Here is a 22,965-nt window from a genome sequence, read left to right on the forward strand (position 1 = left end):
GGAGGATTCCAGGGCTTACTACACAGCGCAGTCACGTACTTACCGGAGAGGTAAGGATGAACATCGAGATGTGGGTACGGGCGTTGAAGGCCGCCCGCGCCGGTGCCGACGTGTCCCAGGAGGCGCTGGCGACCCTGATCAGGTGGAGTCCCTCCACGGTGGCCGCGATCGAGACCGGCCGCCGCCGACCGACGATGGAATTCGCGGTGGCCGCCGACGAGGCCCTGGCCACCGGCGGCCTCCTCGCCGAACTCCTCAAGGCTGCGGACCAGGAACACGGCCCATCCTGGTTCGTTCCTTGGCGGGGCTACGAGCAGCGGGCGACACGTCTCCGTGCCTTCGAGGCATGTCTCGTGCCCGGCCTGTTGCAGACCGAGGAGTATGCCCGTGCCGTCATCTCGGCAGGTGGTTTGCAACCACCAGCCGTGGTCGACGAACTTGTCGCGGTTCGCTTGGAACGTCAACGGCTATTTGCCCGGGAGGCGCCGCCACACTGCGTCTTCGTGGTGGATGAAATGGGTCTCCATCGCCCTGTGGGCGGTCACGCCGTGCTCAATGCCCAACTCGGTCGGCTGCTTGAGGTGGCGGACCTCCCGTTCGTGCGATTGCACGTCATTCCATTGAGCGTCGGTGAGCATGTCGGGTTCGGTGGCGGCTTCGTATTCGCCGATCTGCCCGACGGAGATGGGGTGCTCTACCTGGAGAATGCCGCTCGCGGACACGTCATGGACGAACCGCAGACGCTCCGATTGATTGATCGCAAATGGGATAGTCTGCTCGGCGAAGCACTGTCCACAGGCGCGTCGATGGACCTGATTCGGAAGCTGAAGGTGACACCGTGACGATGATCGAACCGCACTGGCGCACCTCCACCCGGTCGACCGACTCCGGCGGCAACTGCGTCGAGGTGGCGGACAATCTGCCGGGTGTCGTGCTGGTGCGGGACAGCAAGGATCGGTCCGGCCCGGTGCTCACGTTCAGCCCGTCGGCCTGGACCGGATTCCTCGCCGCCCACGCAGCTCGCGGCCCGGCCGCCTAGCGGCGTGGCGTGACGGTGGCCAGCAGTTCCGGCTGACGCCGGTCCAGCACGTCACCGGCCAGGTACGCGCCGAGCAGCGCCGCACCCAGCCCGTACGCCGTGCCGAGCGGGAGGGCCAGCCAGAGCCAGGCGTCGCCGAGCAGCGCGGCGGCCACCACCATCGGCACGCCGATGACCGCCGTGGTGATCATGGCGACCAGGGTGAGCAACCCCTTCGCCATGCCGGCGCCGCTGTTCATCCCGAACGGGTTGCTCGTCTCCGGCAGCGAGTACGCCCCGAGCACCGACACGAAACTGCTCACCGCCAGCCCGGCGCCGTAGGTGCCGACCAGGCCGCCCACCATCAGCCCGATCCACCCCGGTCGGCTGAGCAGTGCCGACAGGACCACCGAGACGAGCACCAGCAGCGGCAGGACGTACAGCGAGAACGCGGTCATCCGCGCGCGCAGCTCGACCCGACCGGGAATGCCAGCCACGACGTTCGCGGCGTACGCGCTGCCGTCGAAGCCGAACTGGTTGGCCAGGGTGACCGAGGCGAGTACCCCGACGAAGAGCAGCGAGATGGTGACGACGACCGGTGAGCTGTCGCCGACCGCCGCCGTGAACCCTCCGTCCTGCGCCGCGAAGTCTCCGCCCGTGACGTTGACCAGGACGGGCACGAAGATGCCGACCACCGCGATGGTGATCAGGTTGGCTCGACGGCGGGCGTCCCGCCACCAGTAGCGGGCCTCCCGGGCGACGAGCGCGCCGAACCGGTCCCGCCGCGCCCAGGTGGCGGCCCGGGGGAAGAGTTGGGCGACCGCGCCGCCGTCGACGCCGCGTCGCGCCGGTGCCCGGCCGGCGGTCGCCGAGCCCACCATCGCCGACTCCAGCGACCGCGACCACCAGGCCAGCAGCGCGCCGATCGCCGCCAGCGTGATCAGCAGCTTGAGCGGGGCGGCCCACACCCGTCCCTGCGCCACGTCGATGCCGGCGGTCCACGGCGCCCCGAACGGCGTCCACCCGAGCACCGACGCGGCTCCGGTCAGTCGGGTCCAGTCCGTCTGGCGCAGCGCCGCCAGGCCGAACACCTGCAACGGGCCGAGTAGCGCGGCGACCACCGCCAGCAGCACGGCGGCCAGGTCGCGTACCCGACGGGACCGCAGCATGCTGGCGAAGGCGCTGGTCACCGCGCGGCTCGCGGCCACACAGAGCAACAACCCGGTGAGTACGCCGAGCACGGCCACGACACCGGCGGACCAACCGCCCAGCGCCCAGGCGGTCAGGACCAGCCCCAGCGAGGCGATCGACGCCGCCAGTACCGGCACGCTGACCAGCGCGGCGGCGAACAGGCCGACGACAAGAGTGCGGCGCGGCAGCGGCAGCAGCGCGAACCGGGCCGGGTCGAGTGTTTCGTCCACCCCGAAGAAGACCAGCGGCAGTAGTAGCCAACCGAGCACCAGCAGGCCACCGCCGGCCGCCGCGACCAGCACCGCGTACCGGCCGTTGCCCGTCATGCCCGGCGCAGCGAACAGGAAGAAGCCGCTGGCCGCGAACCAGAGGCCGACCAGCGCCCCGCCGACGAACATCGCGATCCGCCAGCCCTGGCCCCGGAAGTTGTTGCCCATCACCCGCAGCTTGAGCCGTACGAAGTGCCGCGCGGAGACCCGTCGCGCCGTAGCGGCGGGCGCGGTGGCCGCGGTGGCCGGGTTCACCGAGACAGCCATGACAACTCGTCACCGGTCGCGGTACGCCCGCCGACCACCTCGACGAAGACCTGTTCCAGCGACCGGTCGCCCCGCACGTCCGCGATCGTGCCGACCCGCTTGATGGTGCCCTGGGCCAGGATCGCCACGTGCGAGCACAGCCGCTCGACGACCTCCATCACGTGACTGGAGAAGACCACCGTGCCGCCGCCGGCCGCGTACCGGGTGAGGATGTCGCGGATCAGCGCCGCCGACACCGGGTCGACCGCCTCGAACGGCTCGTCCAGCACCAGTACCCGGGGCGCGTGCAGCAACGCGCAGGCCAGGCCGATCTTCTTCTTCATGCCCGCCGAGTAGTCGACCACCAGCGTCCGGCCGGCGTCGCCGAGCGCCAGGACGTCCAGCAGCTCCGCAGCCCGCTGGTCGACCACCGCCGGGTCCATCCCCCGCAGCAGCCCGTGGTACGCCAGGAGTTCCGCGCCGCTGAGCCGGTCGAACAGCCGGACACCGTCGGGCATCACGCCGAGCAACTGCTTGGCCGTGACCGGGTCGCGCCACACGTCCTGGCCGAGCACCCACGCCGAGCCGGCATCCGGCCGCAGCAGGCCGACCGCCATCGACAGGGTGGTGGTCTTGCCGGCTCCGTTCGGGCCGAGCAGCCCGTAGAAGGACCCGGCCGGTACGTCCAGGTCGACACCGGCGACCGCGACCGTGCCGTCGAATCGTTTAGCCAGACCACGCAGCACGAGCGCGGGATGCTCACCAGTCATGGCCCGACGTTATCCGCCGACCGCCAGATCCGCCGTCCGGAGACAGGCCGATCCACGATCATTCCCAAGACGTAGTCCCTGTTCCGGCGTACAAGGCATAGACGCGCAATCCATCAACTTCTGAAGTAGTGTTGATGTCGTGTCAATGCCCATGGAGTCCGTGCCGTTCTCGGAGCTGCTGCGGCAGCCGGCCGAGACGACTGAGCGACTCACTCGCGCTCGCGCCGTGCGTCTGCGCCGCCGGGACGCAGCCGATCTTGTCCTGATGTCGGCCGACCGGGCCGCAGCCGAGGGTGAGGTCGTGGATCTGACCGCCCGGTTGCTGGCCAGCGTGGTGCGCCGGGATCCCACCTTGGTCCGTGAGGCACTGCCGACCGTGCTGCCGTGGGTGCGCTTCCTGCCGCCTGAAGATCGCGAGCAGATGGCCATTGAGTTCGTCGAGACGGCGGAGGCGGCTGCGGCGGTCGGGAACACCGCAGCCCTGTCGCAGTTGCTCAGCGAGTGGCGGCACAGCGCCGAGATCCACGCCGACCCCGATCTGCACCGCGTCCTTGCCGCGCCCAGCTTCGACGACTTCGGGGCGGTGCCCCGCCCGACCGCCGAGTGAGCGCCAAGCGCGGCGATCGGGCAGCGCCGCCACCCCGCCCTGGCGATTACGCCCTGCGATTCGCCACCAACGACGCGGCCAAGGGCTGGGAGGAGCTGTGCCGTCAGGCCGCCGCCAATACCCGGGCAGCCTTTGACGCCATCGAGTCCGACCCCTGCCCGCCTCCGCCGACCAGTAGGCAGCACCCTCTCAAGGGCTCGCTCGCCACCGCCAGTCACAACGGAAAGGCGCTGCCACAGTGGCAGTACGAGGTGACCGCCGGTGGTCGGATCTGGTATCTCCCCGACCATGACACCCGCATCTGCTGGGTCAAACACGCTGGCACGGGCCACCCCAGAGCCACCGACTGAATACCGTCACAGCCCCGGGTACGGGTGCGTCCGCCCGTTCTCGCTCTCCCACTCGACGACCGCTCGCGTGCGGTCCGGGTCCTCGGCGAGTAGTCGCCAGTACTGCGCCACGACCCGCCGGGTCTCCGCCAGCGGATAGTGGGCGTGCAGGACCTCCCGCCACAGATTTTGCAGGTCGACGCCTTCCGCGCTCAGCTCGGCGGCCCAGGCGTTCCCCTCCCAGCTCTCGCTCTCCTTGCGCCCGGCGGCGATGTCCTCAAGATCGGCCAACAGGTCGAGGCAGAGTTCGTGGACGCTCTGGATGTCGTCGGTCAACCACATCCCCAGGCAGGCGAGCCGCTGGTCTGTCGACTGGTACTCGGCGATGCGCTCCTTGGACCAGCGGAACTCGATAGTGCTCAAGGAGTGCCTCCAGGCAGAGTGGGGTAGCCGTGGCTGAGAGTGTCGGTCTCTGGATCGTAGAAGCCTTTCAGATGGACACCGTTGAACGTGCCTGACCACCGTCCAGTCTGCGGATCCTTGACGACGTCCGGCGAGTTGAATCCACGGGTGATCGCGTTGTCGACGTCCTGCGGTGTCCAGTGGTCGGGGAAGAAGGTGCTACCGCCGCGCTTCTCCTGCCACTCACCATTGCGTCGGTTCTGCATGGCGACCTTGCCGTTGTAGACGCCAGTTCGGCTGTCCCGTTTCGTCACCTTGATCAGCTTTGCGCCCGGTGGGTCGATGCCGCCCGGTCGGTGGTGCCATCCCGAAGATCTGCCGTCGCGTTCCCCGAGCAGGGTGTGTCGCAGCCGTTCCGGCGTCATGCCGCCCGTCCGTTGACCGCGCCGCGCCCGCGCCCGCTGTTTGCGCAGGTGGGAGAGGGCGGACCGGATGAACTTGCCCCGCCCGCGCTTACCCATCGAGGAGCGCGCCGATCACCTGGTCGATCAGCAGGCCGACGATCTCGCGGGTGATCATCTGGAAGATGGGGATCTCCGCCAGCGAGGCGCCGAACGTGGCCACCGCCGTCGCCACCGCCTGGGCGATCTCCACCGACAGGATCACCAGCTGCACGATGACCTGAATCTTCAGGGCGAGGACGATCGCGCCGATGATGATCAGGCCGGTGCCGGCCAGGGTGGCGGCGAGCGCGCCATCCTGTAGCACCTGCACCGGCCCGTCCTGCTCGGTCCAGTACGCCTGGAAGGCGTCGATGTCGGCGCCCGCGTTGCCGGCGCCGACCGGCTGGGCCGCCTGTCCCGCCTCTGTCGTCAGGGTGTGCAGGGTGCCGCTGAAGGCGAGCCACCGTTGGCCCATTTCGACCAGCGCGGTCTCGTCTGCCTGCGGCCAGTCGTACCCGATCATGCTGAGGAAGGTGGTCAGCTCACCCGGCAGTTGCAGTCCCACGTCACCTCACCCGAGTTCCTGGCCGAGCCCGCTCAGGTGGGCCGTGATGGCCCGCTCGTCCTCCTCGACGAGGTGTGCCATCCGGTTGAGGTCCACGCCGACGACGCCAAGCTCCTCGATCGCCGACTCGAAGCACTCCGCGGCGTACGCGGTCACCTCCTCGCAGGCGGCGCCGATCAGGCTGCCGATGTCGTCGTTGCCCCAGGGCGCGCCGAACCCTTGCAGGTCGGCCAGGAAGGTGCGCAGTTCGGTGAGGAAGCGATCGGAGATGTCCTGTAGGTCGGTGCCCGCCCCGCGCAGGCCCTCCGGGTCCACCATGCGGGCCACGTCAGGGCCTTCCACCGGAGGAGAGCCGGTCCTGAACGCTGCCGAGGGTGTCGATGAGACCCTGCAACTGCGGTACGGCACCACGTTGCAGCTCACGCAGCTGTTCCAGCATGGCCGCCGTGTCCGGCGTGGCGGTCGCGTCGGCCAGCGCTGCCCGCAGGTCCGTCAGGGCCGCGTTGGTGGCCGTGCGGATCTCCTCGGCCAGGCTCTCCGATGCCGAACGCATCAGCTTCGGGTCGATCCACACCGACTCGATCTGTCCACCCGGGACGGCTACCACGCGTACCAGCCCGTCGGCAGCCTCACCGACTCCCTGGAGGGGCGGCGCAGCTTCGCTGGGCGCTGCTGGACCGCCTCCGGTGTGATCGCGGTCGAGCGTCGACAGCAGCTCCGAAATGGACCTGCTCAAATCCGAGGGGCTCGTCACGATTCGCAGTGTAGTAATCGCCCGCACCGATCTTGCGCTTTCGGTTGTCCGAATGCGAAGAATGCCCGTGATGCCGCGACAGAAAGTGCAAGATCGCGGGGGCGGGGGGAGGGGGGGCTACAGGCGCAGGGCTTCGGGGGTGTGGAGGCGGAGCATGGTGGCGGCTACGTCGGCCGGTGCTCGGCGGCGGGTCGCCATCGACACCGCGACCATCACGGTGAAGGCCAGCGGCACCGTCCACGCGGCCGGCTGCGCGGTGAGGGTGGCGGGCCAGCCGGACAGCGGTGGGCCGAGCACGGTCACCAGCACCGCGCCGATCGCCGCCCCGCCGCCGGCCAGCACACCGGCGGCCGCGCCCAGGTCGGTCAGACCGCGCCACCAGATGCCGAGCACCAGCAGCGGGCAGAAGCTCGACGCGGCGACGGCGAAGGCCAACCCGACCACCTGTGAGACGTCCAGGCCGGAGACGTGCAGGGCCAGCACCGCCGGTACGCCCCCGGCGATGACGGTCGCCCAGCGGAAGCCGCGTACCGAGCCGCGGCCGAGTACGTCCGTCGAGATCACCCCGGCGACGCTGGTCAGCAGGCCCGACGAGGTGGACAGGAAGGCGGCGAACGCTCCCGCCGAGACCAGCGCGGCGAGCAGCCGCCCGGTGAGCCCGTCACCGAGGACCGCGCCGGGCAGCAGGACCACCACCGCATCGGTCTGTCCGCTGACGAGCAGTTGCGGGGTGTAGATCCGGCCCAGCACCCCGTACAGGGTGGGTAGCAGGTAGAAGACGCCGACCAGGGCCAGCACCACGAGCGTCGTCCGGCGTGCCGCCGCGCCGTCGGGGTTGGTGTAGAAGCGGACCAGCACGTGCGGGAGACCCATCGTGCCCAGGAAGGTGGCCAGGATCAGCGAGTACGTGCCGAACAGGCCCCGGTCGTCGGCGCCGGCGGCGCTGGGCAGCAACCAGTCCGCCGCGTCAGTGGCCACTCCGGACACCTGCGGCACCGGGTCGCCGGCCGCGAAGGTCAGTTCGTCGCCGGGGCGTACCTCCCGAATCTCACCGTCGGCCAGGGTGAGGGTCGCGCGGTGCTCGACCACGACGGTGGTCGCGGCCCGGAACGTCGGCCCGTCCGGCGGTGTCACCGCCGGGCGGGCATCGGCCTGCCACTGCAACGCCAGGAAGATCACGGGTACGGCGAGAGCGGTCAACTTGAGCCAGTACTGGAACGCCTGGACGAAGGTGATGGCCCGCATCCCGCCGAGCGCCACGTTCGCGGTGACCACGGCCGCGACCAGGAGAGCACCCACCGGGTACGGGGAGCCGGCCACCGTGGCCAGCGTGAGCCCGGCGCCCTGCAACTGCGGCACCAGGTAGAGCCACCCGATGAAGATCACGAAGGCGGTGGCGAGGATGCGCAGGCGGCGTGACCCGAGCCGTAGTTCGCAGAAGTCGGGCAGCGTGAACGCGCCGGAGCGGCGCAGCGGCGCGGCCACGAACAGCAGGAGGGCCAGGTAGCCGGCGGCGAAGCCGACCGGGTACCAGAGCACGTCCACGCCGTACTTGAGGACCAGACCGGCGATGCCGAGGAAGCTCGCGGCCGACAGGTACTCCCCACCGATGGCGGCGGCGTTCCAGGTCGGGCTGATGGCCCGCGAGGCGACCAGGAAATCTGACGTGGTCCGGGCCAGCCGCAGCCCGTAGAAGCCGATGCCGACGGTGACCAGGGTGACCGCGACGATGGCCGGAACCACGTAGTCGTTGCCCACGTCAGTGCTCCGGCCGCTGCACCAGGTCGGTGAAGTCCTGCTCGTTGCGCTCGGCCAGCCGTACGTACGCCCAGCCCACCGCGATCAGGAACGGGAACGACGCCACCCCGAGCAGCAGCCAGGGCAGGTTGACGCCGGCCACGGTGGTCCGGCCGAGCGACGGCGCGATGGCGAACAGCCAGGGCAACCCGCCCAGCCCGATGACGACCACCAACGACAACCGCAACGCCAGCGCGAGCTGGGCCCGGACCAGGCCACGGACCAGCGCCTCGCCGACCTGGGTCTGCTGGGCCAGCTCGGCGCGGGTCCGCTCGGAGCGCGTGTCGCGCCGGGTGATGTCGGCCAACACGATCCGGGCCCGCCGGGGCGGCGGAACCGCACCGCCCGACCCCACGTCAGGGAGTTGCTTGGCCACCCCGGCAGTCTTGCCCGCCTCGCCGGATTGTCAAGCGTCGGCGCTCACCAGCCCCGCGGGACGAGGCAGTGCGACGCCGGGCCGATCACCGGGATCCGGTCCAGCTCGGGGCGGGCGCGCTCCCGTCCGAGGTTCGTCGCCCAGACACCGTCCCATGGCAGTTCGACGGCGAGCCGGGACAGAGCGCAGATCCGCATCGGCTCGGGCAGCCGGGCCAGGGCGGGTACGGCGTCCGCCGACAGGCCGGACACGTAGTCGACGTCCAACCGGCCGGTCTGCAGGTACCGGTCGACGTTCCGGTCGGCGATCAGCCGATCGGGGTTGACCAGGGCCAACCCGAGCAGCGCCAGCACCGCCGTGCCGATCACCAGTCGGGGCAGCCAGGTGGCCCGCAGCCGTACCACTGCCACGCCCACCAGCACGAACAGCAGCCCGAGCCACAGTTCGACGGTCGCCACGACGAGCCGCAGACGGGTGGCGCCGTACGCGTCGGCGTAGACCTGCATCCGGTAGAGCGCCGAGGCGACGATCACCAGGCTGAGCGCGGTGAGCGCCCCGAGCAGCGCGCGGACGAGCAGCCGGTCGGTCCGCGTGGCCTTCGGTGCCCGACGGGCGGCGACGGCGATCACCAGCAGGGTGAGCCCGGTGACGGCGAGCAGTTGCCAGAAGCCGCCGCGCGCGTACTGCGCGTAGGTAAGCCCTGCCGTGCGCAGCACGTGCCCCGAGCCACCGAACAGCACCGTCAACTGGACCAGTACGAACGCCGCGAACAGCGCGTCGAGCAGCACCAGCGGAAGCGTCCACTCCAGCCGGTGTGCCGGCCGCGCCGGCCCAGGCCGCAGACCGTCGAGGTTGGGCGGTCGACTGACCAGGTACGCGGCACCCAGCAGACCGCCGCCGATCAGCAGCAGACGGAACGTCCACCCGATCGTGCCGGGAACCGAGACGTCGGGCAACAAGCCGCTGACCAGGTCGGCGAAGACCGCGTCGGCGGACGAGAAGAGCAGCCCGAACAGCGTCAGGAGACCGGCGGAGATCGCCACGCTGGTCAGGACCCGTCCGACGGCGATCCCCGAGCCGGCCGGTCGGGTGTCGCGCAGCCCGCGTACCGCCCAGGGGAGCGCCCGTACCGTCGCGGCCGGCGGCAGGGTCGCGGCCAGCAGCATCCCGAGCGGGCTCCGCCCGCCGGTCACCGCGAGCGTCCCGGTCACCACGGCGGCGAGCAGGCAGAGCGCGAAGAGCCAGCCGGCCGCCCGGAGGGTACCCACGCCCACCAACGCGACGGTCGCGGCGGCCCAGACGACCTGCGCCGCCCGCCCCGATGCCCCCGTGGCATCGGGACGGGCGGCGACGGCCAGCGCGGCGGTGCCGGCCAGCACGGCCACCAGCCAGCCGAGTCCGGGACGAACCATCGTGATCGTCGACGCGCCGAGGACGGCAGCCGCCGTGAGGGCCGCCAGGACGAGCGGGCGCGCGGCACCCGATGGCCCTGGCCAGCGCCGCTCGATCAGCGACGGTGGCCGGGGTACAGCCGCCATCGGCTGGGGCCAGGCCGGAAGCGGCCGTCCGGCGGGGCCGGTCGGCGGTGCGGCTGGGCCTCCGGCCCGGGGTGCCGCTGGGCCTCCGGTCGGCGGTGCCGCTGGGCCTCCGGTCGGCGGTGCCGACGGGTTGGCTGTCGGCGGTGCCGGTGCTTCGGCGACCGGCGTCGCCGGGCCGCTGGTCGGCGGCGGAGTGCTGCCAGGGGTGGTCATGCGACCTCTCCTCGGTGTGGGCCGTTGTTCGGGATGGTGACCTGGATGCGGCAGCCTGGACGGGCGCCCTTGGCGGCGCTGACCGGGTCGAGGACCGCGATCCGGCCGCCGTGGAGTTCGACGACCCAGCGGGCGATGGCGAGGCCGAGGCCGGTTCCACCCCCGGCGGCGCGGTCGCCGCGCGTGAATCGTTCGAACACCCGGGACCGCTCGGCCGTCGGGATGCCCTGCCCCTCGTCGCTGACCTCGAAGTGGAGTTCGCCGGCGTGTTCCTCGGCGCTCACCCGCACGGTGCCGTCCGGTGGGCTGTGTCGCGCCGCGTTGTCGAGCAGGTTGGCGAACACCTGGTGCAACCGCCACGGGTCGGCGTGCACGGTCAACGGCGTCGTCAACTCGTGCAGCCGGAAGTCCACGTCCAGCCCCGCGCCGGCCGCGCTGGCGGTGGCGTGCTCCACCGCCTCGTCGAGGAAGTCCCCCACGTCGATCGTGACCCGGCGCAGTGGCACCACCCCGGCGTCGAGACGGGACAGGTCGAGCAGGTCGGCGACGAGATGCCCCAGCCGTTCGGTCTGGGACAACGCCGCGCGCAGTGCCGCCGGCTCCGGCTCGGCCACCCCGTCCACCATGTTCTCCAGTACGCCCTGCAACGCGGTGATCGGCGTCCGCAGCTCGTGGGAGACGTTGGCGATCAGTTCACGCCGCCGCTGGTCCGCCGCGTGCAGGTCCTCGGCCATCTTGTTGAACGCCTGGGCCAGCTCGCCCACCTCGTCGCGGGAGGTGGCGCGTACCCGACGGGTGTAGTCGCCGCGGGCCATCACCCCGGCGGCGGCCGTCATCTCGCGTAGCGGCGAGGTCATCCCGTGGGCGAGCACCTGCGAGGTGACCAGCGCGATGCAGATGGAGGTGATCGCCGTGCCCGGTGGAAGCCAGCCGATGCCGTACCAGAAGTAGCCGATGGCCACCGCCCAGGAGGCGACCAGCAGGACGCCGAGCTTCATCTTGATCGAGCGGACCGGGTCGAGGGGGCGGGGAAGCACCCGGTCCAGCCAGTCCACCAGCCGGCCGGTCACGCGGGGACCTCCAGGGCGTACCCGACGCCGTGGACGGTCCGGATCAGGTCGGCGCCGAGTTTGCGGCGCAACGCCTTCACGTGGCTGTCCACCGTGCGGGTGCCGGTGCCGTCGGCCCAGCCCCACACGTCGGCGAGCAGTCGTTCCCGGGGAAGCACCGTCCGGGGTCGCCCGGCGAGGTGCAGCAGGAGGTCGAACTCGGTGGGCGTGAGGTGCACGTCCGCGCCGGCCCGGCGGACCCGCCGTTCGGCTTCGTTGATCTCGATGTCGCCGAGGCGGATGGCGGGTGGTGCCGGGGTCGCGGCCCGTTCCATGCGACGCAGCAGCACGTGGACCCGGGCGGCCAGCTCCCGCATCGAGAACGGCTTGGTGAGGTAGTCGTCCGCGCCGACGGCGAGCCCGACCAGCAGATCGGTCTCGTCGTCGCGGGCGGTGAGCATCAGCACCGGAACCGGCCGGACCGCCTGGATACGCCGGCACACCTCCAGTCCGTCGAACCCGGGCAGCATCACGTCGAGGACGACGAGGTCCGGCTGTCCGGTCCGGAACCGCTCGACCGCGCTGGGGCCGTCCGTGGCGATCTCCACGGCGAAACCCTCGGCGCGGAGCCGGGCGGCGACCGACTCGGCGATGGTGCGTTCGTCCTCGACGACCAGGACGCGGCGTTCCTTCATGGGGTCTGACTGTAGGGAGCCACCGTGGAGATCAGTGGGTGGCGTTGTGAACAACCTGTGGAGAACCCGTCAGCCCTGTGGATAACTCGGTGGTAATGCCGGCCGGCCTCCCCGAACGTCCGAGGTTCGTTGTGGACGACCAACCGTTTGCGGGTCAGTCCAGGCCGACGCGCTCGGGGCGGGCCGAGGCGGAGCCGAGCCAGGTGTGCGGGTTGCCGTACCAGCACCAGCCGAGCTTCGGGGCACCCTGGCTGATCCACAGCGCCGGCACCCGCTTGTCGCCGCACCGCGAGCCGACCAGCGAGAAGCACCTGTTGCTGGCCAGCGCCTCGGGGTAGAGCGTGATGAAGGCGAGCCCCTCGTCGATGGTGAGCGGAAGCCGATCCTGGGCGGTCATGCCCTCCATGGCCGCCGCCGGGGCGAGGTTGCGGAACTCCTCACCACGGTCGACGTCGAAGAGGAGGTACGCCGGCCCGGGGGGCACCTCCAGCTCCTTGATGGGGTCGAAGCGCGGCAGGTCGTCCTCGGCGTAGTGCCGGTCGAGGAAGCCGGGCTTGTGCTTGCCGGCCAGGGTGGTGAGTGCGAGTCGGGGCTCCACGCCGATCAGGTCGCGCGTGACGACGAGCAGGAAGGGCACCCGGGCGTCGGTGGGCCGGGGCAGGCCCGCGGCACCGTCGACCGCTCGGGATCGAAGGGGCGCGACCAGGTCGCGGAAGGCGCTCTCGGTCATCCCGGCGAGGGTCGGGTAACCCAACTCCACCAGGCGGTCGATCTGGCTGTCGAACTCGGTCTCGGCGTCGAACGGGGTTTCGGTCACGGCGGCCCTCCCGGTTGTCGTACGGCCTAGCGTACAACGTACGGGATGGTTGTCGGCATTCCTGGTTCAGCGACTCCAATCCTGCTTCGCCGCCCTGACCAGCTTGTCCTTCAGCTCGCGGGTGTGCCGCCGGCTCACCGGCAGCTCGGTGGAGTCGACTACGACCACGTAGCCGGAGTTCACCAGACGCAGTTCCGCGATCAACTTCAACTGCACCAGGTACGACCGGTGCACCCGCACGAAACCCGCGTCCGCCCAGCGCTCGGCGAGCGTGGCGAGCGAAACCCGCACCAGGTGCGACCCCTCGGCGGTGTGCAGCCGCGCGTAGTCGCCCTGCGCCTCCACCCACCGCACCGCCGAACGGGGCAGCATGCGGGTCGTCCCGGCCAGCTCGATCGGGATGGTCGGATCCTCCTCGGCCCGGGCCAGCGCCGCCGGGTGCGACGGCACCACCCGCGACCCGATTACCCGCCGCAGCGACTCGGCCAGCCGCTCGGCGCGTACCGGTTTGCGGACGTAGTCCGTGGCGCCCAGGTCGAAGGCGTCAACCGCGCCGTCGTCGTACGCGGTGACGAAGACGATCGCCGGTGGCCGGGCGAACCGGCGCAGCACCCGGGCCAGCTCCATGCCGTCCAGGCCGGGCATCCGGATGTCCAGGAAGACCACGTCCACGTCGCCGTCGCGCAACAGCCGCAGCGCCTCCGTGGCGTCCCCGGCCGTGTGCAGCCGGGCCACCCGGGGGTCGGCCCGCAGGTGGTACGCCAACTCGTCGAGCGCGGGCGGCTCGTCGTCCACCGCCAACACCCGCAAAAAACCGGAGGCGTTCACCGGGCTGCCCGCATTCGCTCGCTGCGCTCGCTCACGAACCGGCCCGTACGCCCGGGTGGAACTTCGGCACCCGCACGCTCACCCGCGTGCCCGAGCCCAGCCCGGTCTCGACGACCAGACCGAAACGGTCACCGAAGACGGAGCGCAGCCGCTCGTCGACGTTCGAGAGGCCGACGTGCTGGCCGGTGTCGTCAGCTGGGTCGCCGGTGCCGCGGGCCAGCTCGGCGATGCCGGCGGTCAGCGTGGTCGGATCCATTCCCACTCCGTCGTCCTCCACCGTGATGTGGCATTCGGCCCCCGCGTCCCGGGCTTCGATGCTCACCATGCCCGTGCCCGGCTTGCGGGACAACCCGTGGCGAACCGCGTTCTCCACCAACGGCTGGAGGCAGAGGAACGGCAGCGTCACCGGCAGCACCTCCGGGGCGATCTGCAACCGCACCTGCAACCGGTCGCCGAACCGGGCCCGCTCGATCGTCAGATAACGGTCGATCGACCGCAGCTCCTCCGCGAGAGTGGTGAACTCCCCGTGCGCCCGGAACGAGTACCTGGTGAACTCGGCGAACTCCAGGATCAGCTCCCGGGCCCGCTCCGGATCGGTGCGCACGAACGAGCCGATCGCGGTGAGCGCGTTGTAGATGAAGTGCGGGCTGATCTGCGCCCGCAGCGCCCGGATCTCGGCCCGCGCCAGCCGCTCCCGGGACGAGTCCAGCTCGGCCAGGGCGAGCTGGTTGCCGGCCCAGTGCGCGGTCTCCAGGGTGGCCTGCACCAGCCCCGGCGCCGGCGCGCTGTCGGCGATCGCCACCAACGCCCCGACCACCCGGGCGTCGGCGCCGTGCAGGGGCGCGACCACCGCACCGCGGATCGGGCAGTCCACCCGGTCGCAGCGCAGGTCGGACTCCCCGAGCACCGTCGACCGCCCGGAGCTGATCGACCGCTGCGCCGCCGCCAGCAGCTGCTCGCCGTGGTGCGTGCCGCGTCCGTCGAGGGCGAGCACCTCGTCGGCGTCCGTGAGCGCCAGCCCGACCGCGCCCACCAGGGCCCGCAGATGGCGTACGGCCTTCGCCGCGCCGGCCGCGCTCAGCCCGGCCCGGAGCGGTTCGGCGGCCAGCCCGGCGGTGTGCAGGACCTCGTAGGTGGCCCGCTGGGTGGCGGTGGCGATGCCGCGCCGGGCGCGTAGTCGCAGCACCGCCAGCAGAGCCGCGGTCAGCGCGGTGACCAGCGAGACGACGCCGACGACGGCGGAGAGGTTGCCACCCACGCAGCGATCCTGACGGCTCGCCGCCGCCCGCGCTAGTAGGCGCCCTTGCGGGCGAGCACCACCCCGACGGTCCGCCACAGGATGCTGAGGTCGTACGCCAGCGACCAGTTGTCGACGTAGTAGAGGTCGAGTCGGACGGCCTCGTCCCACGACAGGTCGGAGCGGCCGGAGACCTGCCACAGCCCGGTCATGCCGGGGCGCACCAGCAGCCGGCGTCGCACGTCGCCCAGGAAGTCGCCGTCGTCGGCGGGCAGCGGACGCGGCCCGACCAGCGACATCTCACCCCAGAGCACGTTGATCAACTGCGGCAGCTCGTCCAGCGACGAGGCCCGCAGGAAGCGACCCACCGGGAAGACCCGGGGGTCCTGCTTCATCTTGAACAGCATGCCGTCGGTCTCGTTCTGGTCGGTGAGGCTAGCCAGCCGGTCCTCGGCGTCGACGTACATCGTCCGGAACTTCCACACCCGGAACGTGCGTCCCTCGTGACCCACCCGGGGTTGGCGGAAGAAGACCGGCCCGCGGTCGGAGATTCGGATCGCCACCGCGATCGAGAGGAAGAGCGGGATCAGCAGCAGCAGGCCGAGGCCGGCGGCGACGCGGTCCATCAGGTTCTTGGCCAGCAGCGCCGGCCCGGAGAGCGTCGGCTCCTCGACGTGCAGCAGCGGCAGACCCTCGATCGGCCGGATGTGCACACGCGGGCCGGCGATGTCGGTCAACTGCGGGGCGACCACGAGATCGACTCCGGAGCCTTCGAGCTGCCAGGCCAGTCGGCGCAGCTCGCCCGGCTCGGCGCTGGCCGACCCGCAAACGGCGATGGTGTCCCCGCCGACCTCGCGGACCAGGGCCAGGACGTCCCGGCCCGAGTGCACCGGCACCGGCGTCGGCACCCCACGGGCCGCCGCGTAGCCGTCGGTGATGTGGATGGCGACCGGCATCAGGCCGGCGGCCGGGCTACGGGTGACCGCCGCGTAGACCTCCAGGCACTCCGGGAGGGTGCCGACCAGCACCATCCGGTGCGCGGCCTGGCCGGCCCGCCGACGGATGTAGTGCAGCGCCCAGCGGGCCACGAAACGGCCCCACAGGATCAGCAGCAGCGCCCCGAGCAGCGCCGTGCCCACCGTCCACCGCGACAGCGCGGTCTTGGTGGCGAAGGCGAGGAAGGAGACGCTGGCCGCGACGGTGACGGCGGCCCGGATCACCCGCTTGAACTCGTCCGGGCCGAGCCCCAGATACCGCCGGTCGTACGCTCGGTTGCTCCAGAGGATGACCACCCAGCCCAGCGGGAGCAGCAGGTAGGAGATGGTGTGGAACCAGGTCGGGTCCTGGTTGGTGCCGGAGAAACCCGAGGCGGCCTGGTCGAAGAGTTGGATCGCGATCCAACTGGCGAACGCCGCCGCGCCGAAGTCGAGCAGCAGCAGGATCGCGGTGTAGGGGCGGTGCCAACGGGAGACACGTCGTCGCGCCCTGGCCCACGCCGACCGAGGGACGCCGTTGTGTGACGGCGGCGTCGGCGGCTGGATCTCGAAGCTGTCGACGTGCCGCACGAGTCTGCTCCGGCCTTCGTTGGATACCGGGCGCTGGAGGCTTGCCGTCACCTCACCCATGTCCTCCCGCATGACACGTGCCGCTCACTCGCCGTGAGGGCCCGGGTCGCCCACCGTCCCAGTCTCCCACGCGGGCTCCGGCCGGTCGCCGCCCCGCAGGAGATTGGCGACCGATGGTGTCGGCGGGATTCTGGCCGGCTCCGCACCATTTCAGAAGCCGGGGACCGGGCCACTATACCGATGGATGCGCCTGTGGCGAGAACGGTGGACCGGAGGTTCGGCTCACTCGGGTCGATTCCGCTCTGTAGTCGCCTCGTGGGATTACTCACCGTACGAGACGGGACAACCGTCGGTCAGCCAGCGGCTTGCCGCCGGTCTGACAAGTGGCGCAGTACTGCAGGCTCGAGTCGGCGAACGAGACTTCCCGGACGGTGTCGCCACAGACCGGGCAGGGCAGGCCGGTACGGGCGTGTACCTTCAGCCCGGATCGCTTCTCGCCCTTGAGCTCGGCGGCACGCTGACCGAGGGACCGCTCGACGGCGTCGCCGAGTACCTGCCGCGTCGCCGCGTGCAGGGTGGCGAGCTGGGCGTCCGTGAGCCGATCGGTGATCGCGAACGGGGACAGCTTCGCGGCGTGCAGGATCTCGTCGGAGTACGCGTTACCCACCCCGGACAGCACCGACTGGTCGGTCAGCACCCCCTTGACCTGCCCGCGTCGGCTGCGCAGCCGCTCGGCGAAGGTGGGCAGGTCGGCGGCGAGCGCGTCCGGCCCCAGCTTGGCCACCCCGGGCACCGTCGCCGGATCGGTGACCAGGTAGGCGGCGAGCTTCTTCTGCGTACCGGCCTCGGTGAGGTCGAAGCCGGAGCCGTCGTCGAGCCGGACCCGTACGGCGATCGGGCCCTTGCCCGGGCGCAACGGGGTGGTGGCCGGGAACGCCTCCCGGTAGTGCAGCCAGCCCGCCCGGGCCAGGTGAACCACGAGATGCAGGTCACCCTCGATCACCACGTCGAGGAACTTGCCGTGCCGACGGGCGTCGACCACCGCCTTGCCGGCGACGGCGGTGGGCGCCGGGTCGTACGTCTTCAGGGCGCTGATCGCGGCGATCTCCAGCCGGTCGACACGCCGCCCCACCGCGCGCTGCCGCAGGTAACCCGCGAGCGCTTCAACCTCCGGTAGTTCGGGCACCAGCCAACGGTAGCCTTCTTTCCCGTGAGAATCGTGGTGGCGCACAACCGGTACCGGGAAGCTCAGCCCTCTGGCGAGAACACCATCGTCGACGTGGAGATCGCTCAGCTCACCGCCGCCGGTGTCGAGGTGCTGCCCTTCATCCGCAGTTCGGACGAGATCCCCTCGATGTCGAAGGCCGCCAAGGCGCTGCTGCCGATCTCACCGATCTGGGCGCCCCGCGCGCAGCAGGACCTGAGCCGGCTGCTCACCGAGCACCGGCCGGACGTCCTGCACCTGCACAACCCGTACCCCCTGATCTCGCCCTGGGTGGTGCGGACCGCGCACCGGCACGGCGTGCCGGTGGTGCAGACGGTGCACAACTACCGGCAGGTCTGCTCCTCGGGGATCTACTTCCGCGACGGGGTGATCTGCCAGGACTGCAAGGGCCGGGCGCTGGGCGTGCCGGCGATCAGGCACCGGTGCTACCGCGACTCGGCGGCGCAGAGCGCGCTGATGGCGACCACCCTGGCGGTGCACCGGGGCACCTGGCGGTCGGTGGACCGTTTCATCGCGCTCACCTCGGCGATCGCCGACCACCTGCGCGACTACGGCATCCCGGACGATCGGATCGTGGTCAAGCCGAACGCCGTGCCCGACCCGGGGCGGCCGGCGCCGCTCGGTGACGGGTTCCTCTACATGGCCCGGCTCTCCCCCGAAAAGGGCGTCGACCTGCTGCTGGACGCGTGGCGACGGCATCCGGTGGGCACCCTGGGCACGCTGCGGATCGCGGGCGACGGCGAACTGCGCGCGCTGGTGGAGGCGGCCGCCGCCGAACGACCCGACGTGGTCTACCTCGGTCAGCTCGACCGCGCCGGGGTCCGGGCCGCGGTCGAGGCCAGCGCCGTGGTGATCGCCGCCTCGATGTGGCACGACGTGCTGCCGACCGTGATCATCGAGGCGCTGGCGAGTGGCCGGCCGGTGCTCGGCACGGCGCTGGGCGGCATTCCGTACCTGGTCGGGGCCGACGCCCCGCACGAGCCCGCCGGCACCGGTCCGGCCGAGGTCGCCTCCGCGGTCGCCGGGGACGGCGGACCGGCGATGCCCGCCGGGATCGATCTGGGCGAGGCTGGTTGGGTCGTCGCCCCGGAGCCGGCCGCGCTGGCCGCCGCCCTGCCGGTCGCCCGGGCGGGCGCGTCCGGGCTGACCCTGGCGGCCCGCGCCCGCTACGAGCGCACCTTCCACCCAGACGTCGTCACCAAGCAACTCATCGACATCTACGCGGGGATGGCCCACGCCGTCACACCGTGATGCGGGAGCGCGGGAGCGCCGTCACCCGGGAGCGCTGGAGCGCCGTGGCGCGGCAGCGCCGTAGCGCGGGAGGAGGCCACCTACCGTTCGCTCCCTTTGCTCTGCTTCACCGGAGGAAACACCCGGTGTCCGGATATCGGACGCCGGGTGTTTCCTGGGTTGAAGCAGAGCAAAGGAGGACTCGAACACCCTTGGCACCCGGTCGGGGAGTGGCGCGGGCGGCGGGGGTCAGCGCAGCGAGGCGCGGGCGGAGAAGGCGATGCTGGCCAGCAGGAAGCCGCCGTTGACGACGGTGAACGCGACAAGCACCCAGAGGACGAGGGCGGGGGCTACGGCGAGGACCAGGGCGGCCACGAAGACGACCGCGCCGTAGTCGCGGACCAGTTTCACGAGGCGTACGGGCAGCGAGGTCGAGGTGACCATGCTGGCGGCGTTCGGGCCGGCCTGCATAACCGAGGTGACCAGGTTGACCATCCAGGTACCCGCGAAGGTGGCCACCAGCCAGGTCGGGGTGGACGGCTCCTGCGCGACGGCGGTGGCCGCCAGCGCGGCCACCAGGGCGATCTGCGCGGCCACGTCGCAGAGCACGTCGATCCGGGCCCCGGCCGCGCTGCCCTGGCCGGTGACGCGGGCGAGCTGTCCGTCGGCGCAGTCCAGGGAGTACGCGACCTGCCAGCCGACGAGCGCGATCAGGCCGACTGCCCAGGCCGGTACGTCCCCGTCGGCGACCGGTCCGGCGAGCGCGACCACGGAGATCGAGGTGGCCAGCCCGAGCACCAGGTTGGTGAGGGTCAGCGCGGTCGGGCGCAGCCCGAGGCGTTGCGCGACCAGCGCGAACACCGCGCCGAGCCACTGGCTGATCGACTCGCTGAACAGGCCGCCGCCCCGGTTGACCCGGTGGAAGTCGGCGACGGTGGGACGGGGGTCAGCCAAGCTGGTCGCGGATTGCACCGGCGTAGTCTGCCAGCCGCTCCCGCGTCTCGGTAGGCGACAGGGCCAGGTGCTCGAGGATGGTGTACCGGTCCGGGCGGGTACGCGGCGCGAACTGCACCGCCTCGACGAACTGGTCGTCGGTGAGCGCCACCTCGGCGGGGAGCCGGGGCAGGCCGTGCCGGGTCAGGCAGGCGGACATCTCCGCGAAGCGGCGTTGGTCACCGCGCAGCCAGGTGCAGAACAGCGCGCCCAGCCCGGCCAGCTCGCCGTGCGAGGCGGTGCCGGGGTAGAGCGAGTCGACCGCGTGCATGATCTCGTGGCAGCCGCCGCTGCACGGACGGCTGGTGCCGTCGACGGCCATCGCCAGGCCGCTGGAGATCAACGCCTCGGCCAGCACGGTGACGAAGGCGTCGTCACTCATGTCGCCGGGGTGGTTGAGCACCGCCTCGGCGCCCGCCCGGGAGAGCGATGCGGCCAGCCCGTCGACCGGCTCACCGCGTACCTGCCGGGACAGCTCCCAGTCGGCCAGCGCGCTGATGTTGCTGATCACGTCGCCGATGCCGGCCCGGTTGTGCCGGTCCGGGCCGCTCTCCACGAAGTCCAGGTCGACGATCACCGCGATCGGGATGTGCACCCCGTAGGAGCCCTTGATCCCGTCCGTGATGAGGCTGGCCACCGGGGAGCCGATCCCGTCGTTGGCGAGGCTGGTCGCCACCGACACCATCGGCAGCCCTCGGCGGGTCGCGGCGTACTTGGCGACGTCTATCGTCTTGCCACCGCCGATGCCGACGACCGCGTCGTACGAGCGGGCGCGGAGCTTGCCGCCCAGGTCGTCGGCGGCCTCGAGGGTCCCGCCGGAGACGGTGAAGACGTCCGCCGAGCGCAGCGACGGTTGGATCAGCTCGGCGATCTGGGCGCCCTGGCCCGGGCCGAGCACCACGGCGACGTCGCCGCCGGAGGAGATCCGCCCGTCGGCCAGGATCGCGGCCAGGTCGGCGACCGCCCCGCGTCGCACGTCGATGTGCAGCGGGGTGAGGATGCTCCGGGCTAGTAGCGGCACGCGATCTCCCGCGCGCGGGCCAGGTCGGCGTGGTTGTCGACCTCGACCCACGGGACGTCACCGATCGGCGCGGCCCGGACCTCGCCACCACGGTCGGCGAACTCCTGGTAGCCGTCCTCGTAGTAGAGGTTCGGGTCCCGCCGCCAGGTCGCCTCCAGCGCGTCGGCGAGGGCGTCGGCGACCTGCGGCTCGATCAGCGTCGCGCCGATGTACTCCCCGTACGCCTCACCCGGATCCATGATCTTGGTGATTTGGGTGAGCTGGCCGGCGGCGTCGAAGGTGGTCTTCATCTCCTCCTCGGCCAGCGGCTTGAGGGTGTCCACCGCGAGCAGGATGCCCGGACCGCGCTCGGCCAGCAGGGTCTTCTCCACGCTCACCGGGTGCACGGTGTCGCCGTTGACCAGCAGGACCCCGCGCGCGAAGTGCTCCCGGGCCAGCCAGAGGGAGTACGCGTTGTTCCACTCCTCGGCCTTGTCGTTGTGGACCAGGGTGAGCGTGACCCCGTACTTCTTCTCCAGCTCCGCCTGACGGGAGACGACCGCGTCCGCCGCGTAGCCGACCACGATCACGATGTCGGTGAGCCCGACCTCGGCGAGGTTGCCCAGCGCGATGTCCAGGATCGTGATCTCGCCGTCCACCGGCACCAGCGCCTTCGGCAGCGTGTCGGTGTACGGGCGCAGCCGGCGCCCCGCCCCGGCCGCGAGCACCATTCCGATCATCGCGACATCCTCCCTCGTCCTGCTGCCGTCACCGGTGGAGGATAGCCCTGGGAGGCCCGGCGACTCCGGCCAACCGGTCAGCCGGGCAGCGCCGCGAGGTCGGCCAGCATGGTCAGCCGCTCCTCGGCGGCGAGCACTGCGTACGGCCCGGCGGCCCGGCGGTCGGTCTCCAGCTCGATGGCGAGCCGCTCGGGGCCGGGCGGCAGGGCGGTGACGCTGGACGCGGTGTGCCCGGCGGCGGTCCAGGCGGCGGCGTGCGCGTCCGCCCGGTGGTGGCGCAGCGCGCCGAGCCGGTTGAGCAGCAGCACACCGGGCGGGGTGCCGTCCGGCTCGTGCGGGGGCGCGAGCGCGGCGAAGGCGGAACCGCTCCGGGTCCTCTCCTCGTCGGCCAGCACGAGGGCGTACGCCACCAGCCGTCCGAGCACGGCGACCAGTCGGGCGACCCGCTCGTCGTGCCCGGACCACAGCTCTTCGGTGACCTCGGCGTGCACCTGGTACAGCTCGCCGAGGAAGGCGGCACCGCGCTCGGTGGCGGAGAGGGCGCCGTCCGGGCTCCGGTAGATCATCCCGTGGGCCACCTGCTTGTCCACGGCTCGTCGGCAGGCGATCGGATCCCGGTACCTGGTGATCGCCGCGAACCCCGCCCCGTCGACGGCGCCACCGGGCGCGGCCAGCCGGGTACGCAGGTCGACGAGGAAACCGCTTGCTGCCGGCCCTCCGTAGCGCTGGGACAGCTCGGCCCCACCCCAGTCGTATCCGGCAGACATGCCGGCGCGGAAGACTCGGTCCACGGCTGGGGCGAGCAGCCCGGCGATCCGGTGCGGCGGCAGCGCGACGCTGTTCACCGGCCGATCGACCGCAGGAGCGCGAAGCCCTCCTCCGCGATCCGCCGGATCAGACCGTCGTAACCGACGTGGCGGCCGTCGCGGTCGACGATCAACGCGCCGGCGCAGCGCAGGGACTCGGTGGACACGCGTCGACAGTAGCGAGCGCCGCCGCATCCCGACGATGTCCGGTCTTGTCCTGGAAACATCCACGGACGACCATGTCCGTACCGAATGCCACGGT

27 protein-coding genes are annotated in these 22,965 nt (G+C 71.5%); 5 read left to right on the plus strand and 22 right to left on the minus strand.

What is annotated here, in order from left to right; all coding sequences use genetic code 11:
* Nucleotides 1–56 precede the first annotated feature (56 nt).
* Together ABZ272_RS05520 and ABZ272_RS05525 are read left to right on the plus strand one after the other, a co-directional pair.
* Entirely contained in the window at nucleotides 57–842 is a 786-nt protein-coding gene (locus ABZ272_RS05520) for a helix-turn-helix transcriptional regulator (RefSeq protein WP_355048661.1), read from the plus strand.
* Nucleotides 839–1,039, plus strand: coding sequence for a DUF397 domain-containing protein (locus ABZ272_RS05525; RefSeq protein ID WP_355048662.1), 201 nt, complete (start codon nucleotides 839–841; stop codon nucleotides 1,037–1,039). The genes ABZ272_RS05520 and ABZ272_RS05525 overlap by 4 nt, the downstream gene beginning before the upstream one ends.
* Here ABZ272_RS05525 and ABZ272_RS05530 read toward each other — a convergent pair.
* Nucleotides 1,036–2,745, minus strand: a complete 1,710-nt coding sequence (locus ABZ272_RS05530) for an ABC transporter permease (protein ID WP_355048663.1) — start codon at nucleotides 2,743–2,745, stop codon at nucleotides 1,036–1,038. The two genes, ABZ272_RS05525 and ABZ272_RS05530, sit on opposite strands and share 4 nt — an antisense overlap.
* Nucleotides 2,730–3,494 carry an ABC transporter ATP-binding protein gene (locus ABZ272_RS05535; protein WP_355048664.1) on the minus strand — a complete coding sequence of 255 codons (765 nt, stop codon included), beginning with the start codon at nucleotides 3,492–3,494 and terminating at the stop codon, nucleotides 2,730–2,732. The genes ABZ272_RS05530 and ABZ272_RS05535 overlap by 16 nt, the downstream gene beginning before the upstream one ends.
* Nucleotides 3,495–3,639: 145 nt before the next feature.
* Here ABZ272_RS05535 and ABZ272_RS05540 point away from each other — a divergent pair, with 145 nt between their 5' ends.
* Nucleotides 3,640–4,101: a hypothetical protein gene (locus ABZ272_RS05540; protein ID WP_355048795.1), complete on the plus strand. Its 462-nt coding sequence runs from the start codon at nucleotides 3,640–3,642 to the stop codon at nucleotides 4,099–4,101.
* The gene (locus tag ABZ272_RS05545; protein WP_355048665.1) at nucleotides 4,098–4,451 is read left to right on the plus strand and encodes a hypothetical protein; all 354 of its coding nucleotides are present in this window, start codon (nucleotides 4,098–4,100) and stop codon (nucleotides 4,449–4,451) included. The genes ABZ272_RS05540 and ABZ272_RS05545 overlap by 4 nt, the downstream gene beginning before the upstream one ends.
* 6 nt (nucleotides 4,452–4,457) lie before the next feature.
* Here the strand turns inward: ABZ272_RS05545 and ABZ272_RS05550 are convergent, their stop codons facing one another.
* The 15 genes from ABZ272_RS05550 to ABZ272_RS05620 form a co-directional block, all read right to left on the minus strand.
* On the minus strand, nucleotides 4,458–4,853 hold the full coding sequence (locus ABZ272_RS05550; RefSeq protein WP_355048666.1) for a hypothetical protein: 396 nt from the start codon (nucleotides 4,851–4,853) through the stop codon (nucleotides 4,458–4,460).
* Nucleotides 4,850–5,257, minus strand: a complete 408-nt coding sequence (locus ABZ272_RS05555) for an EndoU domain-containing protein (protein ID WP_355048667.1) — start codon at nucleotides 5,255–5,257, stop codon at nucleotides 4,850–4,852. Before ABZ272_RS05555 ends, ABZ272_RS05550 begins: the two co-directional genes overlap by 4 nt.
* 88 nt (nucleotides 5,258–5,345) lie before the next feature.
* Complete coding sequence (locus tag ABZ272_RS05560) at nucleotides 5,346–5,840, minus strand: hypothetical protein (protein WP_355048668.1); 495 nt, start codon at nucleotides 5,838–5,840, stop codon at nucleotides 5,346–5,348.
* Between the two features lie 6 nt (nucleotides 5,841–5,846).
* Nucleotides 5,847–6,158 carry a hypothetical protein gene (locus tag ABZ272_RS05565; RefSeq protein ID WP_355048796.1) on the minus strand — a complete coding sequence of 104 codons (312 nt, stop codon included), beginning with the start codon at nucleotides 6,156–6,158 and terminating at the stop codon, nucleotides 5,847–5,849.
* A 10-nt stretch (nucleotides 6,159–6,168) separates the two neighbouring features.
* Nucleotides 6,169–6,594 (minus strand): YbaB/EbfC family nucleoid-associated protein, encoded by a 426-nt coding sequence (locus tag ABZ272_RS05570; RefSeq protein WP_355048669.1) that lies wholly within the window; start codon nucleotides 6,592–6,594, stop codon nucleotides 6,169–6,171.
* 117 nt (nucleotides 6,595–6,711) lie between these two features.
* Nucleotides 6,712–8,352 carry a cation acetate symporter gene (locus tag ABZ272_RS05575; RefSeq protein ID WP_355048670.1) on the minus strand — a complete coding sequence of 547 codons (1,641 nt, stop codon included), beginning with the start codon at nucleotides 8,350–8,352 and terminating at the stop codon, nucleotides 6,712–6,714.
* A gap of 1 nt (nucleotide 8,353) precedes the next feature.
* Entirely contained in the window at nucleotides 8,354–8,767 is a 414-nt protein-coding gene (locus tag ABZ272_RS05580) for a hypothetical protein (protein WP_355048671.1), read from the minus strand.
* Nucleotides 8,768–8,811: 44 nt separating this feature from the next.
* Complete coding sequence (locus ABZ272_RS05585; RefSeq protein WP_355048672.1) at nucleotides 8,812–10,305, minus strand: DUF4173 domain-containing protein; 1,494 nt, start codon at nucleotides 10,303–10,305, stop codon at nucleotides 8,812–8,814.
* Between the two features lie 209 nt (nucleotides 10,306–10,514).
* Nucleotides 10,515–11,516, minus strand: a complete 1,002-nt coding sequence (locus ABZ272_RS05590; RefSeq protein ID WP_355048797.1) for a HAMP domain-containing sensor histidine kinase — start codon at nucleotides 11,514–11,516, stop codon at nucleotides 10,515–10,517.
* A 68-nt stretch (nucleotides 11,517–11,584) separates the two neighbouring features.
* Nucleotides 11,585–12,262: a response regulator transcription factor gene (locus tag ABZ272_RS05595; protein WP_355048673.1), complete on the minus strand. Its 678-nt coding sequence runs from the start codon at nucleotides 12,260–12,262 to the stop codon at nucleotides 11,585–11,587.
* A 154-nt stretch (nucleotides 12,263–12,416) separates the two neighbouring features.
* The gene (locus ABZ272_RS05600; protein WP_355048674.1) at nucleotides 12,417–13,079 is read right to left on the minus strand and encodes a DUF5701 family protein; all 663 of its coding nucleotides are present in this window, start codon (nucleotides 13,077–13,079) and stop codon (nucleotides 12,417–12,419) included.
* Between the two features lie 66 nt (nucleotides 13,080–13,145).
* Complete coding sequence (locus ABZ272_RS05605; RefSeq protein ID WP_007453674.1) at nucleotides 13,146–13,907, minus strand: LytTR family DNA-binding domain-containing protein; 762 nt, start codon at nucleotides 13,905–13,907, stop codon at nucleotides 13,146–13,148.
* 31 nt (nucleotides 13,908–13,938) lie between these two features.
* Entirely contained in the window at nucleotides 13,939–15,165 is a 1,227-nt protein-coding gene (locus tag ABZ272_RS05610; RefSeq protein ID WP_355048675.1) for a histidine kinase, read from the minus strand.
* Between the two features lie 32 nt (nucleotides 15,166–15,197).
* The gene (locus tag ABZ272_RS05615; RefSeq protein WP_355048798.1) at nucleotides 15,198–16,769 is read right to left on the minus strand and encodes a sugar transferase; all 1,572 of its coding nucleotides are present in this window, start codon (nucleotides 16,767–16,769) and stop codon (nucleotides 15,198–15,200) included.
* Between the two features lie 265 nt (nucleotides 16,770–17,034).
* The gene (locus tag ABZ272_RS05620) at nucleotides 17,035–17,895 is read right to left on the minus strand and encodes a DNA-formamidopyrimidine glycosylase family protein (protein WP_355048676.1); all 861 of its coding nucleotides are present in this window, start codon (nucleotides 17,893–17,895) and stop codon (nucleotides 17,035–17,037) included.
* Nucleotides 17,896–17,919: 24 nt separating this feature from the next.
* Between ABZ272_RS05620 and ABZ272_RS05625 the strand changes: the two genes are divergently transcribed.
* Nucleotides 17,920–19,185: a glycosyltransferase gene (locus tag ABZ272_RS05625; RefSeq protein WP_355048677.1), complete on the plus strand. Its 1,266-nt coding sequence runs from the start codon at nucleotides 17,920–17,922 to the stop codon at nucleotides 19,183–19,185.
* Nucleotides 19,186–19,413: 228 nt separating this feature from the next.
* On the opposite strand, the gene ABZ272_RS05630 is transcribed toward ABZ272_RS05625, so the two are convergent.
* From ABZ272_RS05630 to ABZ272_RS05650, 5 genes are all read right to left on the minus strand, one after another.
* Complete coding sequence (locus ABZ272_RS05630) at nucleotides 19,414–20,136, minus strand: CDP-alcohol phosphatidyltransferase family protein (protein ID WP_355048678.1); 723 nt, start codon at nucleotides 20,134–20,136, stop codon at nucleotides 19,414–19,416.
* Complete coding sequence (locus tag ABZ272_RS05635) at nucleotides 20,111–21,178, minus strand: iron-containing alcohol dehydrogenase family protein (RefSeq protein ID WP_355048679.1); 1,068 nt, start codon at nucleotides 21,176–21,178, stop codon at nucleotides 20,111–20,113. Before ABZ272_RS05635 ends, ABZ272_RS05630 begins: the two co-directional genes overlap by 26 nt.
* Nucleotides 21,166–21,897: a phosphocholine cytidylyltransferase family protein gene (locus tag ABZ272_RS05640; RefSeq protein WP_355048680.1), complete on the minus strand. Its 732-nt coding sequence runs from the start codon at nucleotides 21,895–21,897 to the stop codon at nucleotides 21,166–21,168. Before ABZ272_RS05640 ends, ABZ272_RS05635 begins: the two co-directional genes overlap by 13 nt.
* A 77-nt stretch (nucleotides 21,898–21,974) precedes the next feature.
* Entirely contained in the window at nucleotides 21,975–22,742 is a 768-nt protein-coding gene (locus ABZ272_RS05645; protein ID WP_355048681.1) for a hypothetical protein, read from the minus strand.
* Nucleotides 22,739–22,870: a hypothetical protein gene (locus ABZ272_RS05650; RefSeq protein ID WP_355048682.1), complete on the minus strand. Its 132-nt coding sequence runs from the start codon at nucleotides 22,868–22,870 to the stop codon at nucleotides 22,739–22,741. The genes ABZ272_RS05645 and ABZ272_RS05650 overlap by 4 nt, the downstream gene beginning before the upstream one ends.
* Nucleotides 22,871–22,965: the final 95 nt, after the last annotated feature.

The sequence above is a fragment of the Micromonospora sp. NPDC005979 genome, assembly GCF_040614415.1.
In the GTDB taxonomy this organism is placed as follows: domain Bacteria; phylum Actinomycetota; class Actinomycetes; order Mycobacteriales; family Micromonosporaceae; genus Micromonospora.